Below are 15,271 nucleotides of genomic sequence, written 5' to 3' on the forward strand. Positions count from 1 at the left end.
GGACGCGACTTCAGTCCGTCGCGGCCAAGGCCCCTCCCACATGATTCTTCAAACGTCGACCCAGCTATAAAGCGGTGCATCCGCGCCGCTTTCGACTTTCACATTGGCGCTATGGCGCAGACGCACCAGCAGGCGCTTGCCAGCGGCGGTGCTGCCGGTCAGCCCTTCCAGTTTCCCCAGCAGATCCGGCCCGCTGAGTTGTCCGGCCTTTTGCAGCAGATCCCTGGCGGCCTGCCAGGTCCTGTCGTCCTGATTGATCGGTCTGTTTTCCACGACGCTGCTCACCTCGGGGGCGGCAGCCTTGAGCTGGGCACCCAGTTGCGCCCAGTCTCCGTCGTCCAGTTCCAGCGTCAAATCCACAGGCCATTGCCCGATGGTTCCACGAATACGCAACATGCTCTGTCTCCTCGCTTGGCTGGAGTACATGCTCCCACAGCATCAGACACAGAGCCAGCGAGCGGCCCGCGCATCATCTCCCATCAGAAAGCCAGCAAAAGCCCCGACGTCATAGGCGTTTTCCCAATGCTCGATGACCTTTCCCTCACGAAAACGCCACAGCCCGCAAAACGGTATACAGATGCTCTTGTCGGCGGACGTTGCGCGCAGGTTGCCGAGAACCGTACCGAAATACTCATTGGCGATGATTTCCTGCACATCCATATGAAGCGAAGAGTGCGTCATAGCGATGAGTTCGACTTCATGACTGCGCACCGCCTGCTTGCCAATGGCAGTGGGCGGACGGGCATTGCGGTCAGCCTTGTGCAGCACAATGTCATCGTCCGCAAATTCGGCAATGCGGGTCAGGTCTTCGTAGATAGCTCGCAGGGTTTCGATATTTCGCTGGCAGGTGCTCATGATAATTCCCCCTCAACGCTCGGGACGCCAGACCGGCAGCGAGAGCTGATCGAGTTCCCGGGCAATCGCTGACAATTGGTTTTCATCCAGCTGAACACTGGCAGCCTTGGCGTTTTCGTCCAGATGAACGAGAGAGGTGGTTCCGGGAATCAATACCGTGTTCGGGGCATGATTGAGCAACCACGCCAGAGCCAGTTGTGAAGGTGTCAGGCCATATTGGCTCGCAAGCGGCTGCAACGCACTGCCCGGACTGACAAGAGCGCCATGACCAAGCGGGAACCATGGAATGAACGCGATATTCAATGCCTGGGCCCGCTGCAATACCGGTTCATCGGTGCGATCGGCAATGTTGTAGAGGTTCTCGATGGCGGCAATGTTCGCCACACGATGGGCCTGCTCCAGTTGCTCCAGAGTCACGCCTGGCTGGTTGGATAATCCGATGTGGCGGATCTTGCCCTGCTCGCGCAAACGGACAAGCTCGCCCAAGGATTCGGCAAGCGGCACTTGCGGGTCGATGCTGTGCAATTGATACAAGTCGAGACGCTCGACCTGAAGGCGGCGCAGGCTCATTTCAACCTGCTGGCGCAGATACTCGGGCCGCCCCAAGGGCACGATATACGGAGCGCCCGGCGCGCCATGAATCCAGTCGTTGGGGCCGGACCTCAGCATTCCGCCCTTGGTGGAAATGACCAGATTCTCAGGATAGGGGTAAAGCGCATCGCGAATGATGTCTTCGTTATTGCCCGGCCCGTAGGAGTCTGCCGTGTCGATAAAGGTGACACCCAGGTCATGAACGGCATGGCGCAATACCGCCTTGGCCTGCTCAGTATTCTCCGCAGGCCCCCACATGCCATAACCGGTCAGGTGCATGGCTCCATAACCCATGCGTTTGATGGGCGTGTCGCCTCCCAGCAAAAAAGTATCTGGCACTAAAGCTGCTGTGGCAGTCATGGTAAAACCTCCCTGTTGTTCCATGTACCCAAGGTTATTTCCGCAGTGATACCGGGACCGAACCCGGCAATGATTCCGCGTGCGCCCTGATGAGCACCGCCAGTCTCGAAAAGCCGGCGCAATGCATCCAGCACAACGGCCGATGCAATGTTGCCGTACTCGGTTAATGTGGCCCGGCTGTGCATGAACAGAGCGCCGTCCACGCCCAGGTAATGCGACAGGTCATCAAGAATCCGCGGGCCACCGGCATGAATGATGTAGAAGTCCAGATCGTCGGCCTGCCAGCCATGATCTGCGGCTACCGAACGAAGCTCCGGCGCCAGTTGCTCCATGGTTCCGGGCACACGTCGGTCAAGGCAGAAATGAAAGCCGGTGGCTTTGACGGCGTAGCTGATCCAGTCTTCGGTGCCCAGCACCAGACGCGAGCCATTACCCACCAACTGGATGCCCTCACCGCCCTGACCTCGCACCACCGCAGCCGCCAGCGCATCGCCGAACAGGCCATTGGACAGCAGATTGCCGACCGTCATGTCCGTGGGCTGATAACACAGCGAACAGAACTCGCAGGCCACAATCAACACGTTGGCATCCCGATAAGCCAGGCAGAAATCATGGGCACGATTGATGGCCGAGCCGCCCGCCGCACACCCCAGTTGGGCGATGGGTATCTGCCGTGTATCGGTGCGAAATTCCAGCTCATTGATCATCCAGGCCGTCAGCGAAGGCATCATGAAACCGGTACAGGACACATAAATGATCGCGTCGATCTGCCGGGGAAGCAGTTGGGCATTGGCCAGCGCCCGGCTCACGACATCGGGAATGCGGGCCTTGGCTTCACGTTCATGGATCCGGTTACGCACCTCGAAACCCGGATGCTCCAGGGTCTGCGCTATCGGTTGCACCAGATGGCGTTTTTTTACTCTGGTATTGCGGATAAGACGCCTTGCAAGCGCCAGTTGAGGATGATGCGGATGCAGACTGGAAACGAGTGCCAGAGTCTCTTCAAGGCTGATCGTGAACGCCGGAACACCGACAGCCGGGCAACAAAGCGTTGGCATGGCTCTCTCCCTGAGACTCGGTAACGGACCGATGAAATGCCTTCTTCATTTGACGTTAGGAGGAATTTCAGGCGCCATGAGATTGCTTCGTCATAACTTGAGTACCGCGTATGCCAAATCGAAGACCCGGAGAAAAAACAGGTCACTCGCGCCATCAATTGTTATAAGATCACATAACAGATTTTTTCAAATCATGTCCGGAGTCCTTCATGCGCCGTCTGCTTCTCGCCCTACCCTTCGCGTTGCTGCCACTGGCCGTTGCCAATGCTGCCGAACCACACGATCACGAACACGAACATGGCAGCCTGGGTGCGCATGAGCACGGCGTGGGTCGTCTGGATGTGGTCCTGTCGGGCAAGACACTGGAACTGGAGTTCGAGAGCCCGGCGATGAACATCGTGGGCTTCGAACATGAAGCGACTTCCGCCGAAGACAAGGCCAAGCTGGCCAAGGCTCGCGAGCAACTGCTCAAGCCCAATGCACTGTTCAGCATCTCGGATGCGGCCAACTGCTCGGCCACTTCGGTGAAGCTCGAAAGCCCGCTGTTCGGCGACAAGGATGACGATCACGACGAAGACGACCACGCCAAGGGCGGTGATGAACATCATCACGAACACAGCGAAATCAAGGGCCATTACAAGTTCGTCTGCGACGCTCCGGCCATTCTGAAAAAGCTGGACCTGAGCCAGATTTTCCTGACCTTCCCCGATACCAAGAAACTCCAGGTACAGCTGATCTCACCAAGCGGCCAGTCTGGCGCAGAAGTGATTGCATCGAACCCGTCGATCAAGTTCTGATTGCCGCACGCTGCAGAACGACCGGGCCTGGCCCGGTCTTTTACTTTTCATGTACACCTCAACACACCGCGAGTCAGGCTATGACCCAAGCACTTATCGAGCTGTCGGACCTGAGCTTCAACTGGCCGGGACATCCGCAATTGCTGGATATCCCGGCCTTTCGCCTGGAGCCTGGAGAAACACTGTTCCTCAAAGGCCCGAGCGGCAGTGGCAAGACCACCTTGCTGGGCCTGCTGGGTGGCGTACAGAAACCGGGGAGCGGCAGCATCCGGTTGCTGGGACAGGACCTGTCGCAATTGTCGGCTGGAGCACGGGACCGCTTTCGGGTCGATCACACCGGTTACATCTTCCAGCAGTTCAACCTGCTGCCGTTTCTTTCGGTGCGGGAGAACGTCGAGTTGCCCTGTCACTTCTCCAGCGTCCGTGCCGCACGCGCCAAGCAGCGCCATGGCAGCGTCGAACAAGCCACCAGCACGCTGCTTGCGCACCTGGGCCTGAAAGATCCGGCCTTGCTGAGCCGCCGTGCCGGTTCCCTGTCCATCGGCCAGCAACAGCGGGTGGCGGCAGCTCGCGCCTTGATCGGCCAGCCGGAACTGGTGATCGCCGACGAACCCACCTCGGCTCTGGATGCCGATACCCGGGAATCCTTCATTCGCCTGTTGTTCGCCGAATGCCGCGAAGCCGGTTCCAGCCTGTTGTTCGTGAGCCATGACCAGAGCCTGGCGCCGCTGTTCGACCGCAACCTGTCGCTGTCCGAACTCAATCGCGCTGCCGTCGACGTGGAGATTTGAGATGTATCTGTTTCGTCTGGCAATGGCCAGCCTGGCCAACCGCCGCTTCACCGCCTTCCTCACTGTTTTCGCCATTGCCCTGTCGGTCTGTCTGTTGCTGGCCGTCGAGCGGGTGCGCACCGAAGCCCGCGCCAGCTTCGCGAGCACCATCAGCGGCACGGACCTGATCGTCGGCGCCCGCTCCGGCTCGATCAACCTGCTGCTCTACTCGGTGTTCCGCATCGGCAACGCCACCAACAACATTCGCTGGGACAGCTTCGAGCATCTGGCCAATCATAAGCAGGTCAAATGGGCGATTCCGATTTCACTGGGCGACTCCCATCGCGGCTATCGGGTAATGGGCACCAACGAATCCTATTTCGAGAATTATCAGTACGGCCGCCAGCAACACCTGACACTGGCCGATGGTCGTGCCTTCCAGACCGACCCGTTTGAAGTGGTCCTGGGCTCGGAAGTCGCCAAGGCCCTGCATTACAAGCTGGGCGACAAACTGGTCCTGGCACACGGCGTGGCCGCGATCAGCCTGGTCAAGCACGACGACAAGCCATTCACGGTGGTGGGCATTCTGAAACCCACCGGCACACCGGTCGACCGCACGCTGCATATAAGCCTGGGCGGTATGGAGGCCATTCACATTGACTGGCACAACGGCGCACCAGCCCGAGGCAATGAGCGCATCTCCGCCGATCAGGCGCGCAACATGGACCTGACGCCGACGGCAATCACAGCCGTCATGCTGGGCCTGAACAGCAAGATTGCAACGTTCAGCCTGCAACGCGAGATCAATGAGTTCCGCGGCGAGCCATTGCTGGCAATATTGCCGGGTGTTGCCTTGCAGGAGTTGTGGAGCCTGATGGGCACGGCCGAAAAAGCCCTGTTCGTGATATCACTGTTCGTGGTGCTCACCGGCCTGATCGGTATGCTGACGGCTATTCTGACCAGCCTGAACGAACGTCGTCGTGAAATGGCGATCCTCAGATCAGTTGGCGCAAGACCCTGGCACATCGCAAGCCTGTTGATCTTCGAAGCCTTTGCCCTGGCACTGGCGGGCGTCATCAGCGGCCTTGCACTGCTCTATCTCGGCATCGCGCTGGCCCAGGATCATGTACAAAACAGTTACGGTTTATACCTGTCGACTATGCCACCTGGCCAATATGAATGGAAATTGCTCGGTGGCATCCTTGCTGCCGCGCTGTTGATGGGGACTATCCCGGCATGGCGAGCCTACAGGCAATCGCTGGCCGATGGCCTGTCGATTCGCTTATGAGGAGCTTCACCATGCGGCGCCTGCTGATAACCCTGCTGTTCTCGGCCAGCACTTCGGTGTGGGCCGTCGAGCCGCGCGAGCTGACCTGGAACGACATGATTCCACCCGATGCACCTGTCGTGGCGCCGATTACAGCGCCGATGCACGACATGTCGAAGCTGTCCGATGCACTGGCCATGGAGTCAGCACCGGCAGCCAGACAACTGGCTCCCCATGCACCTGTCGTCAAGGCACTGGATGGCAAGCTGGTACGCCTGCCGGGTTACATCGTGCCGCTCGAGGTCAGCGAGGAAGGTCGAGTGACGGAGTTCTTGCTGGTGCCGTATTTCGGTGCCTGCATCCATGTTCCGCCACCGCCCGCAAACCAGATCGTACATGTCACCAGTGAACTGGGCGTGAAGGTCGATGAGCTGTATCAGCCTTACTGGATTGAAGGGCCGATGCAGGCAAAATCATCGACCAGCGAGCTGGCCGAGGCGGGTTATCAAATGCAGGCAGACAAGATTTTTGTCTATGAATTGCCGGATTCGTGAGGTTCCAGAGGGCTCTCAACCGTTTCATTGAGCTGTATCAAAGTCGCCTCAAAACAGCGCTTTAACATTAGCCCATAAAACTTATTGACCCCTTGGAGCCACTCATGAAAACGTCCTTGCTTCGCGCTTCTCTGATAGCCCTGGCCATCGCTGCTCCCACTGCCGCACAAGCCTATGAAGCGGGTGACTTCATCGTCCGCGCCGGTGCCGCACATGTTGACCCTCAAGAAGAGAGTGGTGAGCTGAAGTTCGATGGCAACAAAGTCTCCGGCACCAAGGCAAGCCTCAATGGCGATACTCAGCTCGGCCTGACCTTTGCCTACATGCTGACTAACCATATCGGTATCGAGCTGCTGGCAGCGACCCCTTTCAACCACACCGTTTCGGTCAGCGGCCTGGGCCCAGGACTCGACGGCAAGCTGGCCGATGTAAAGCATTTGCCACCGACCCTGTCCCTGCAGTACTACCCAATGGCGCCTTCGTCGAAGTTCCAGCCTTATGCGGGCATCGGCATCAACTACACCACATTCTTTGACAACGACCTGACCAGCAACCGCAAGGATCAGGGCTTCAGCAACCTCAAGCTCAAGGACTCGGTTGGCCTGGCCGGACAGCTGGGCATGGACTACCTGATCACTGACAACGTTCTGCTCAACGCCTCGGTCTGGTATGTCGACATCGACACCGAAGCCACCGTAGACGGCCCGGCCGGGCTGGGCTTCAACAAGACCAAGGTCAGCGTGGACATCGACCCATGGGTCTACATGGTCGGCGTGGGCTACAAGTTCTGATACCTGCGACACGCATCGAGCAATACACAAAGGCACCCGAAACGGGTGCCTTTGTCGTTTCAGGACGGATCGCTGGCCATCAGGAACAAGTCGCCGCCTGCGTACACAATGGAGAGTCCGCTCAGGTCCTCCCGGCCGTCAGGCAATTGCAACTCATAGAACGCCAGCAGAAAAAGCTCGGGACGCAGCAGGTCACCAGACTTCCCCGAGTCAAAAAACTGCCCTGCGATCAGCAGCAAAAAACCTACCGAGACAATAGGACCGGGATACAGCTGGATAAACTGGAAAAAAGTCGGCCCGCACCCGATGCTATACGTGACGCTATCAGGACCGAAGAGCAGCGTCAGGCCACCGACCACGAGCATCAGCCAGGCAACGATACCAAGCAGGAGAGGAAGTATTGAAGCCGAGGGCTGGGCAGTACCGGCGTGGCGCCCCAGGTATCTGGAATATTCATCCACAAAACCATCCACGACCAGCTCACACGGCAATGAGCTTACTACGATCGTTTTAACAACACCGACGCCACTGTCATCCTGCATACCATACGCTCCATGTGAGAAGGCGCTGGATGCTAAAGGCTATTCGGACGTTTTAAAATTTCAAAAATACCAATTACAAAAAACTCGGAAACGTCCTACTACCACCGAGGAAATACCGCCACTCGAAGTGGCGGTTAGTCGTAGTAGCAATCTGAAAAGAGTCATCAATCCAAGCGAATTAACGCCCCAGCAAACGCGCCAGTCCGACACTCAGCGGTGTCGTCTCTTCCAGCGTGAAACGCTCCAGCAGACGCCGGTTATCCGCCCGCGAATGACGAATGTCACCGGAACGCGGAGCCTGATGGCTGACCGGCGGCAAACTCCCGACTACATCTGACAGAGCCGCCAACAGCTCATTGAGCGAAGTGGCCTTGTTCAAGCCGACGTTGATAGCGCCTTCAGCCGGGCTGGTCTGCTCCAGAGCCTGGGTCAGCAGTTTGGCCAGATCGCCGATGTAGAAAAAGTCCCGGGTCTGCTCGCCATCACCAAACACCGTGATCGGCAACCCTTTCTCGGCACGCTCGGCAAAGATACTGATCACACCGGAATAGGGTGACGATGGATCCTGACGCGGGCCGAAGATATTGAAAAAGCGGAAGATGACCGGCTCGAAACCGTGCTGACGGCGGTAGAAGTCCAGGTATTGCTCGCTGGCCAGCTTGTCCGAAGCGTAAGGCGTCAACGGCGACTTGGGCGTATCTTCAGTGATTGACTCACCTTCGCCATTGTTGCCGTACACCGCAGCACTGGAAGCGAACAGCACGCGTTTGATGCCCGCCTCACGCATGGCTTCGCAGACATTCAAGGTGCCGATGAAGTTGCTCTGGTGGGTTTTGACCGGGTCTTCTACCGAGGCCTGGACCGAAGCGACTGCCGCCAGATGCACGACGGCCTGACACCCCCGGGCTGCACGAGTGACCAGGGCACTGTCGGCGACATCGCCTTCGATCAGCTCGATACGAGCATTATCCAGCGGCAGATTGCTGCGCTTGCCGGTCGAGAGGTCGTCGAGGATGCGTACCGCATACCCTTGGGCCAGCAAGGCATCAGCCAGATGGGAGCCAATGAAGCCAGCACCGCCGGTAATCAGGATTGGAGCGTCAGACATGTCGATAGTACCGATCCAGCAGGCTTGGCAACCCCGCACGCCAGGCGCGGGGCTTGATGCCGAAGGTATGGAGAATTTTCTTGCAGGCCAGCACGCCATGCTGCGGCTCTTGCGCGGCATCGGGCCGTGCAGCGTGGGCCTGGGCAGTAGGCGATTCGATGGCCAGAGGATGCAGCAGGCGTGCCTCGGTGAGAACAGCCTGCCCCAACGCCAATGGCGTCGTGGCCTCGTGACCGGCGTAGTGGTAGGTCCCCCACAACGGCGCCTCGCAGTCGAGCTGCTTGAGAACCGAAATGATGACCCGGGCAGCATCGTCGACCGGCGTCGGATTGCCGCGCCGATCATCGGCCAGCAGCAATTCTTCGGGCTGTTCGGCGCGGGTCAGGAAGCGGCCCAGCACACCATCGGCGCTGTCATCCAGCAACCAGCCAAAGCGTACCAGCAGATGTTGCGGGCAGGCCGCACGCACGCTCTGCTCGATACGCCACAAGGCCTGACCACGCAGCCCCAAAGGCACGGGATCGTCCTTTTCGCTGTAGGCAGTCGCCCGCGAGCCATCGAACACTCGGTAGCTGGAAGGCTGAACAAGAATGATGTTGTGGTGCTGACACAATTCGGCCAGGCGCTCCACGGAGCGTTCCTGGTGGGTCAGACGCGCTTCACTCACTGTCTCCGCCTGAAACCAGTCGAAGTAGTAAGCAAGGTTGATCAAGGCATCGGGACGGGTGTCATCGAGCAGTTGCGTCAGGCTCGCTGCGTCCCAACCGTCTTGCGGTGGACGCGGCGCGAGGAAACCAATGTCTTCCTCGGCACCCAGACGAATCAGCGCTTGCCCGAGGGCATTCCCGCCGCCCAATAGCATAAGGCGCATTCGCATAGAGTCAGCAGGCTCGGTAAATCATCAAGTAATCAGGTGAAAAACGCCTGCAAACATATCACGTTGACCGCTAACCCCCAACACTTGCAGCCAAGGAGCGAATTCATTGGCCGATGAATTCGCTACTCGGGAGCCGGAGCAGGTGCAGGCACCGGAGCCTGTGCCTGACCCGGACTCATGACCACCTGTGGATAAGTCTGGGCAAAGCGCACATCCGGGTGTTTATCCACAAGTCGCTTGAGCCGTTCGTTGAAGGCACGACCTACGCTGTACTGCCCGCCCGACGAGGTGCGGAACTGGGCGGTCAGGACCACGCCATTGAGGTCCATGCGCTCCACACCGAATACTTCCAGCGGTCCTTGCAGATTGTTCTTGAGCAGAATGTCCTCGGTGATCGACTGCCCTGTTTCACGAATCAGCGCCAGGGCTTCGTCGATATCGGAGTCATAAGTGAACTGCACCGAGAAGAACGCATAGGCAAACTGCCGGGACTGGTTGGTGACGGCCTTGATCTGCCCGAACGGCACAGAATGCACGAAGCCTTTGCCGTCACGCAGGCGCACGGTACGAATCGTCAGGCTTTCCACCGAGCCGGAATGGCCAGTGCTGAGCACCACCCAGTCGCCGACGGAAAAGGTGTCCTCGATGATAATGAACAGGCCGGTGATGACATCCTGCACCAATTGTTGCGAACCGAAGCCGATGGCCAGGCCCACCACACCGGCACCGGCCAGCAATGGCGCGACGTTGATCCCCAGGTTGGCCATGGTGGTAATCGCACAGATCACCACCAGAATGATTTTCACCGCATTGCGCAACAACGGCAGGATGGTCTTGATTCGCGTGCTGGGCTGACGCCCGTTGCGATGGTTGACCGGTGGTTTGAGAGCTTCCTGAATGGCCGTGTCGAGCACCACCCACAGCAACCAGGTCACCAGAAAGATCAGACCGATGCTGCTCAGCGAATCGCTGATCACCCGGCCAAGGGTATTGCGCTGGGCGAACTCGAACATCGAGAAGCCCCAGATCCGCCCCAGTATCTCGATGAACGCCACCGCCAGCGTAATCCGCAACATCGCATACACCAGCCGCAGCAGGCGCGCCTTGTACACATGCCCGCCGCGCCCGCCTTCTTCGGCAGGTTTGAATATGTGCTCGAATACCGTGCTCAGGAATACTGTCGCGATCAGCAACAGCGTGGTGAACAGCGCACAACGCAGGGTTTGCTGACTGTCCTCGCCAGCACCGATCAGGTTGATGGCCGAAACCAGGATCATCAGCAGGATCGGCAAGTGCCAGAGGTTGGAGAATATTTTCAGGGATCGCTGCAATGCAGGCCTTTGCATGCGGCTGCTCAGGGAGCGGTTGCGAATCAGGTGGGCAATCGGGCGACGCACCTTGATCACCAGCATGCAGAACACGACCGAAGCGAACAACCCGGTGAACACCGACACGCTGGTGGTGAAGTTACTGCCCAACTGGCGGGCGATCTGCGGGCTGGTCAGCGCATCGCTCAGTGCCGCCAGAAAGCCGATGATGAACAGCGGGCGCGGGCTGTAGCGACGAATCATGCGTACCGCTGCACGCTTGTGTCCCGAGTTGAACATGACGATGACGCACAACAGCACCGACGTGGAAACGATGCCGCTGCTGGTCGCGTAGGCAAAACAGAGCGACAGCGCACGCCCCACGGAGGACGGCATGAAGTGGCTGACGTACAGCGTCAGCGGCAGGCAGATCACGGCAGGCAGCGTGAAAGGCAGCACATATTTCAAAAGCGCCTGGCTGCGCTCACGAACCTGAAGAAACGGGCGTCGACTCAGACGGACTGCCAGAAAACGTCCCAATGTCGTCAGCACCGCAAACGCACCGATCCACACCACCGACAGAATCAGGAAATCGCCCACTACGCTCCACGGAGAACGTGCCGTGCGCTTGTTGACCAGATCACCAATCTCGTCGGCCGCACGGTCGGCCCGCAAACGCCAGGCATCCCACAGGCTTTCATCCAGATTGAGGGTCTTTTGAATGTCATCGATGCTGGTGCTGATTGCACCGAGCAGACCGCCTTGCACCAGAATCTCGGCAGCCGGTGGTTCGGTCTCTGCAACTTTTTCCTCGGGCTTCTCAGCGGCCTTCTCGTCAGGTTTGTCAGCCTTTTTCTCAGCAGACTTGTCATCGACAGGAGCCGCTGCCGCCATAGGGAGTGCCGGCACGTCGGCAGCCTGAACATGAAAACTGCCTGCGCAAAACAGGAGCCCCAACAGGATCAAGGTTCTTAACTGAGACACCGGGCAGCTTCTCCTTCGTTGAATGGCAGACAGAGCAAAAACTCCATGCAACTGATCCCGGTTCGGGCCGCAAGTTCGATCACAACTGCAAATGCATGGCATTTCAGAATCAAACTGAAGGGGCTTGACTGAGGTAGAACGATCGTTCTACTCTTTTACCCATGACGACTAAAACACCCTCCCCTGTGCAAGACAAGATTCTTCAAACCGCCGAAGCGCTGATCTATCGCGTCGGTATTCACGCCATGGGCATGGACTTGCTGGTGCGTACCTCTGGCGTGGCTCGCAAGAGCATCTATCGCTACTTCACAACCAAGGACGAGATTGCCGCACAGGCATTGAGTGCCCGCGATATCCGCTGGATGCAGTGGTTCAGAACTGAAACCGACAAGGCCGAAACACCCGAGGAACGCATCCTCGGCATGTTTACAGTGCTCACCGGCTGGTTCGAGTCCGAAGGCTTTCGGGGCTGCGCCTTTATCAATACCGCAGGCGAAATCGGCGATCCTGAAGACCCCGTGCGCCTGATTGCCAAGGATCACAAGCAGAAGCTGCTCGATTACGTGATCGAACTGTGTGAACAACTTTCCGTGCCGACGCCTGAAGCGCTGGCCAGGCAACTGCTGATCCTGATTGATGGAGCCATTACCCAGGCTCTGGTGATGGGCGATCACGCGGCTGCCGACAATGCCCGTGAGGTGGCCCGCCTTCTGCTCAAGACCGCCAGCCTCTCAACTCCCTGACACCCACCACTCCGAGGTTCCGCCATGTCCGCCACCGCTCAGCCACGCCCGCCGTTACCGCCCTTCAACCGCGAAACCGCCCTTCAGAAAGTCCGCCTGGCTGAAGATGGCTGGAACAGTCGGGACCCGGAAAAAGTATCCCTGGCCTACACCGAAGATACCCAATGGCGAAACCGCGCCGAATTTGTCACCAATCGTGAACAGGCCCGGGATTTCCTCGCCCGCAAATGGGCAAAGGAGCTGGACTATCGCCTGATCAAAGAGCTGTGGGCCTTCACCGACAACCGCATCGCCGTGCGCTATGCCTACGAATGGCATGACGATTCGGGCAACTGGTTCCGTTCCTATGGCAACGAAAACTGGGAGTTTGAAGAGAACGGGCTGATGGCCAGACGTTTTGCCTGCATCAACGACCTGCCGATCAAAGAGTCGGAACGCAAGTACCACTGGCCGCTGGGTCGCAGGCCGGATGGCCATCCGGGGCTTTCGGAATTGGGGTTGTAATAACGTTGATCAAGACTTTGCTGTGACGGGTAAGGCTTGAGCGATTCAGTGCCACCTGAAGACTTACTGTCTATGAAATAAAAAAGCGAAGCCTGAGGGCTTCGCTTTTTATTTTCAGTTCTGAAAAAAGTCGAATTCAGAACGGAATATCATCATCAAAGCTGTCGAAATCAGCAGCCGGCTGTGGCGCTTGCTGTTGCGGAGCCGGGCGGGATTCGCGTTGTGGCTGTTGCGAATACGACTGCTGTGGCGGAGCCGATTGCGGGCGCGACTGTTGTGGACGTGGTGCGGAGTTGCCGTAGCTGCCACCGCCCTGACCTTGTTGAGCATCGCCTTGTGGACGGCCGCCCAGCAGTTGCATGGTGCCTTGCATGTCGACGACGATTTCGGTGGTGTAGCGCTTGATGCCGTCTTTTTCCCACTCACGGGTTTGCAGCTTGCCTTCGATGTAGACCTGGGAACCCTTGCGCAGGTATTCGCCAGCGATCTCGGCAACCTTGCCGAACATCGAAACACGGTGCCATTCGGTCTTTTCGACTTTCTGACCGGTCTGCTTGTCAGTCCATTGTTCGCTGGTTGCCAGACTCAGGTTGGTCACGGCGTTACCGTTAGGCAAGTAGCGAACTTCGGGATCCTGGCCGCATGTACCGACCAATATGACTTTGTTAACCCCACGGGCCATAACGTTCTCCTAGGCTTCGCACGTTTCGGATGCCGGATTGACCAGCTTTTCCAGAGACGCACGATCCAATAATTTTGTATCGAGTTTGATATAGATGGCGCACTCTTCTGCGACCACCACTGCATCCGTCACGCCTGCTACGGACATTAAACGCTCTGCCAGGCCTGCTTCACGCTGGGCCTCGGCTGACAACGGCAGGCGCAGGCTCGTCACGTAAGGCGGTTCACGCATGGTTACCGCAAAGGCAAGCCAGATGGCGGCCATGCCGGCGCCTCCCAGGAAAACCACGTCGAGCCCACCATGCTGGAACAACCAGCCGCCGAGTATCCCACCTGCAGCCGAACCAAGGAACTGGCTGGTTGAATAAACTCCCATCGCCGTGCCTTTTCCGCCAGCCGGCGATACTTTGCTGATCAGTGACGGCAAGGACGCTTCCAGCAGGTTGAACGCGGTAAAGAATACCACTGTCCCTATCACCAGCGCCCGCAGCGTGTCGCCGAATGCCCAGAAGGATAGCTCAGAGAGCATCAGAACTGTGACGGCGCCGAGCAGCACACGCTTCATCTGACGCTTTTTTTCTCCGTAAATGATGAACGGGATCATCGCGAAGAAGGAGATAAGCAGCGCAGTGAGGTAGACCCACCAGTGCTGCTCCTTGGGCAGACCGGCTTTTTCCACCAGCGCCAGCGGTAATGCGACGAAACTGGACATCAGCATCGCATGCAACACGAAGATACCCAAATCCAGACGCAGCAGGTCCGGGTGACGCAGGGTCGCGCCCAAGGCCTGCTTGGCGACGCCCGACTCACGGTGCAATAACGGACCATTGGCTTTCGGGACGACGAACGCCACGATCAATATTCCCAGCAGCGCCATGCCGCCCGTCGCCAGGAACAGCCCCGAAAGGCCGAAAGACCCGGTCAGCAGAGGCCCGACCACCATGGCGATGGCAAACGACAGACCAATGGTCATGCCGATCATGGCCATGGCCTTGGTGCGATGCTGTTCACGGGTCAGATCTGACAACAAAGCCATGACCGCCGCAGAAATCGCGCCTGCACCTTGTAGGACACGTCCGAAAATAACGCCCCAGATCGAGTCGGCATTGGCGGCCACCAGACTGCCGAGCGCAAAGACGATCAGGCCCAGGTAAATCACCGGCCGTCGCCCGATCCGGTCGGAGATGACGCCGAACGGAATCTGCAACACAGCCTGGGTCAGCCCGTAGGCACCGATGGCCAGGCCAATGAGGGCCGGGCTCGCGCCCGCCAGGTCCATGCCGTAGGTCGCCAGGACCGGCAGAACCATGAACATGCCAAGCATTCGGAAAGCGAACACCAGGGCCAGACCGCCTGCTGCGCGTGTCTCACCGCTACTCATCCGTTCGCTATAAGGATCGTGCATGGAAAAACCTCGTGTGAACCGGCGGCGATTCTACCAGTCCCATCGTGGTACAGCACATACACGAGATGTACGCGACG

General features: G+C 58.4%; 17 protein-coding genes. 7 read left to right on the plus strand and 10 right to left on the minus strand.

The window, feature by feature from the left end:
* Positions 1–48: 48 nt before the first annotated feature.
* The 4 genes from K5D32_RS01640 to K5D32_RS01655 are packed head-to-tail and all read right to left on the minus strand — an operon-like array spanning position 49 to position 2,864.
* Positions 49–396: a hypothetical protein gene (locus K5D32_RS01640; RefSeq protein WP_221599065.1), complete on the minus strand. Its 348-nt coding sequence runs from the start codon at positions 394–396 to the stop codon at positions 49–51.
* A 42-nt stretch (positions 397–438) separates the two neighbouring features.
* On the minus strand, positions 439–855 hold the full coding sequence (locus K5D32_RS01645) for a nuclear transport factor 2 family protein (protein WP_221599066.1): 417 nt from the start codon (positions 853–855) through the stop codon (positions 439–441).
* Positions 856–867: 12 nt separating this feature from the next.
* The gene (locus K5D32_RS01650) at positions 868–1,806 is read right to left on the minus strand and encodes an aldo/keto reductase (RefSeq protein ID WP_221599067.1); all 939 of its coding nucleotides are present in this window, start codon (positions 1,804–1,806) and stop codon (positions 868–870) included.
* Positions 1,803–2,864, minus strand: a complete 1,062-nt coding sequence (locus tag K5D32_RS01655) for a type III polyketide synthase (RefSeq protein ID WP_221576671.1) — start codon at positions 2,862–2,864, stop codon at positions 1,803–1,805. The genes K5D32_RS01650 and K5D32_RS01655 overlap by 4 nt, the downstream gene beginning before the upstream one ends.
* Before the next feature lie 209 nt (positions 2,865–3,073).
* Between K5D32_RS01655 and K5D32_RS01660 the strand changes: the two genes are divergently transcribed.
* From K5D32_RS01660 to K5D32_RS01680, 5 genes are all read left to right on the plus strand, one after another.
* On the plus strand, positions 3,074–3,661 hold the full coding sequence (locus K5D32_RS01660) for a DUF2796 domain-containing protein (RefSeq protein ID WP_198728191.1): 588 nt from the start codon (positions 3,074–3,076) through the stop codon (positions 3,659–3,661).
* 80 nt (positions 3,662–3,741) lie between these two features.
* Positions 3,742–4,452, plus strand: a complete 711-nt coding sequence (locus tag K5D32_RS01665; RefSeq protein WP_221599068.1) for an ABC transporter ATP-binding protein — start codon at positions 3,742–3,744, stop codon at positions 4,450–4,452.
* A 1-nt stretch (position 4,453) separates the two neighbouring features.
* Entirely contained in the window at positions 4,454–5,719 is a 1,266-nt protein-coding gene (locus K5D32_RS01670) for an FtsX-like permease family protein (protein ID WP_221576673.1), read from the plus strand.
* 11 nt (positions 5,720–5,730) lie between these two features.
* Positions 5,731–6,252: a DUF3299 domain-containing protein gene (locus K5D32_RS01675; protein WP_025262029.1), complete on the plus strand. Its 522-nt coding sequence runs from the start codon at positions 5,731–5,733 to the stop codon at positions 6,250–6,252.
* A 104-nt stretch (positions 6,253–6,356) separates the two neighbouring features.
* Entirely contained in the window at positions 6,357–7,043 is a 687-nt protein-coding gene (locus K5D32_RS01680) for an OmpW family protein (protein WP_221576674.1), read from the plus strand.
* 59 nt (positions 7,044–7,102) lie between these two features.
* On the opposite strand, the gene K5D32_RS01685 is transcribed toward K5D32_RS01680, so the two are convergent.
* From K5D32_RS01685 to K5D32_RS01700, 4 genes are all read right to left on the minus strand, one after another.
* Positions 7,103–7,585: a hypothetical protein gene (locus tag K5D32_RS01685; RefSeq protein ID WP_221599069.1), complete on the minus strand. Its 483-nt coding sequence runs from the start codon at positions 7,583–7,585 to the stop codon at positions 7,103–7,105.
* A 178-nt stretch (positions 7,586–7,763) separates the two neighbouring features.
* Positions 7,764–8,693, minus strand: coding sequence for an NAD-dependent epimerase/dehydratase family protein (locus tag K5D32_RS01690; protein ID WP_221576676.1), 930 nt, complete (start codon positions 8,691–8,693; stop codon positions 7,764–7,766).
* Positions 8,686–9,570, minus strand: a complete 885-nt coding sequence (locus K5D32_RS01695; protein ID WP_095067798.1) for a sugar nucleotide-binding protein — start codon at positions 9,568–9,570, stop codon at positions 8,686–8,688. The genes K5D32_RS01690 and K5D32_RS01695 overlap by 8 nt, the downstream gene beginning before the upstream one ends.
* A 122-nt stretch (positions 9,571–9,692) precedes the next feature.
* Positions 9,693–11,861, minus strand: a complete 2,169-nt coding sequence (locus tag K5D32_RS01700) for a mechanosensitive ion channel family protein (protein WP_409372851.1) — start codon at positions 11,859–11,861, stop codon at positions 9,693–9,695.
* Positions 11,862–12,022: 161 nt separating this feature from the next.
* Between K5D32_RS01700 and K5D32_RS01705 the strand changes: the two genes are divergently transcribed.
* Together K5D32_RS01705 and K5D32_RS01710 are read left to right on the plus strand one after the other, a co-directional pair.
* Complete coding sequence (locus K5D32_RS01705) at positions 12,023–12,604, plus strand: TetR/AcrR family transcriptional regulator (RefSeq protein ID WP_221599071.1); 582 nt, start codon at positions 12,023–12,025, stop codon at positions 12,602–12,604.
* Positions 12,605–12,628: 24 nt separating this feature from the next.
* Complete coding sequence (locus K5D32_RS01710) at positions 12,629–13,108, plus strand: nuclear transport factor 2 family protein (RefSeq protein WP_221599072.1); 480 nt, start codon at positions 12,629–12,631, stop codon at positions 13,106–13,108.
* Positions 13,109–13,244: 136 nt separating this feature from the next.
* Here the strand turns inward: K5D32_RS01710 and K5D32_RS01715 are convergent, their stop codons facing one another.
* Together K5D32_RS01715 and K5D32_RS01720 are read right to left on the minus strand one after the other, a co-directional pair.
* The gene (locus K5D32_RS01715; RefSeq protein WP_198728184.1) at positions 13,245–13,790 is read right to left on the minus strand and encodes a single-stranded DNA-binding protein; all 546 of its coding nucleotides are present in this window, start codon (positions 13,788–13,790) and stop codon (positions 13,245–13,247) included.
* Between the two features lie 9 nt (positions 13,791–13,799).
* On the minus strand, positions 13,800–15,194 hold the full coding sequence (locus K5D32_RS01720) for an MFS transporter (protein WP_221599073.1): 1,395 nt from the start codon (positions 15,192–15,194) through the stop codon (positions 13,800–13,802).
* Between the last annotated feature and the right edge of the window lie 77 nt (positions 15,195–15,271).

This window comes from Pseudomonas cichorii, from assembly GCF_019719005.1.
In the GTDB taxonomy this organism is placed as follows: domain Bacteria; phylum Pseudomonadota; class Gammaproteobacteria; order Pseudomonadales; family Pseudomonadaceae; genus Aquipseudomonas; species Aquipseudomonas cichorii_E.

What these genes read in the sequence shown, in the direction of transcription:
- K5D32_RS01640 (WP_221599065.1), bottom strand. Translation starts at nt 396, where the DNA reads ATGTTGCGTATTCGTGGAACCATCGGGCAATGGCCTGTGGATTTGACG.
- K5D32_RS01645 (WP_221599066.1), bottom strand. Translation starts at nt 855, where the DNA reads ATGAGCACCTGCCAGCGAAATATCGAAACCCTGCGAGCTATCTACGAA.
- K5D32_RS01650 (WP_221599067.1), bottom strand. Translation starts at nt 1,806, where the DNA reads ATGACTGCCACAGCAGCTTTAGTGCCAGATACTTTTTTGCTGGGAGGC.
- K5D32_RS01655 (WP_221576671.1), bottom strand. Translation starts at nt 2,864, where the DNA reads ATGCCAACGCTTTGTTGCCCGGCTGTCGGTGTTCCGGCGTTCACGATC.
- K5D32_RS01660 (WP_198728191.1), top strand. Translation starts at nt 3,074, where the DNA reads ATGCGCCGTCTGCTTCTCGCCCTACCCTTCGCGTTGCTGCCACTGGCC.
- K5D32_RS01665 (WP_221599068.1), top strand. Translation starts at nt 3,742, where the DNA reads ATGACCCAAGCACTTATCGAGCTGTCGGACCTGAGCTTCAACTGGCCG.
- K5D32_RS01670 (WP_221576673.1), top strand. Translation starts at nt 4,454, where the DNA reads ATGTATCTGTTTCGTCTGGCAATGGCCAGCCTGGCCAACCGCCGCTTC.
- K5D32_RS01675 (WP_025262029.1), top strand. Translation starts at nt 5,731, where the DNA reads ATGCGGCGCCTGCTGATAACCCTGCTGTTCTCGGCCAGCACTTCGGTG.
- K5D32_RS01680 (WP_221576674.1), top strand. Translation starts at nt 6,357, where the DNA reads ATGAAAACGTCCTTGCTTCGCGCTTCTCTGATAGCCCTGGCCATCGCT.
- K5D32_RS01685 (WP_221599069.1), bottom strand. Translation starts at nt 7,585, where the DNA reads ATGCAGGATGACAGTGGCGTCGGTGTTGTTAAAACGATCGTAGTAAGC.
- K5D32_RS01690 (WP_221576676.1), bottom strand. Translation starts at nt 8,693, where the DNA reads ATGTCTGACGCTCCAATCCTGATTACCGGCGGTGCTGGCTTCATTGGC.
- K5D32_RS01695 (WP_095067798.1), bottom strand. Translation starts at nt 9,570, where the DNA reads ATGCGAATGCGCCTTATGCTATTGGGCGGCGGGAATGCCCTCGGGCAA.
- K5D32_RS01705 (WP_221599071.1), top strand. Translation starts at nt 12,023, where the DNA reads ATGACGACTAAAACACCCTCCCCTGTGCAAGACAAGATTCTTCAAACC.
- K5D32_RS01710 (WP_221599072.1), top strand. Translation starts at nt 12,629, where the DNA reads ATGTCCGCCACCGCTCAGCCACGCCCGCCGTTACCGCCCTTCAACCGC.
- K5D32_RS01715 (WP_198728184.1), bottom strand. Translation starts at nt 13,790, where the DNA reads ATGGCCCGTGGGGTTAACAAAGTCATATTGGTCGGTACATGCGGCCAG.
- K5D32_RS01720 (WP_221599073.1), bottom strand. Translation starts at nt 15,194, where the DNA reads ATGCACGATCCTTATAGCGAACGGATGAGTAGCGGTGAGACACGCGCA.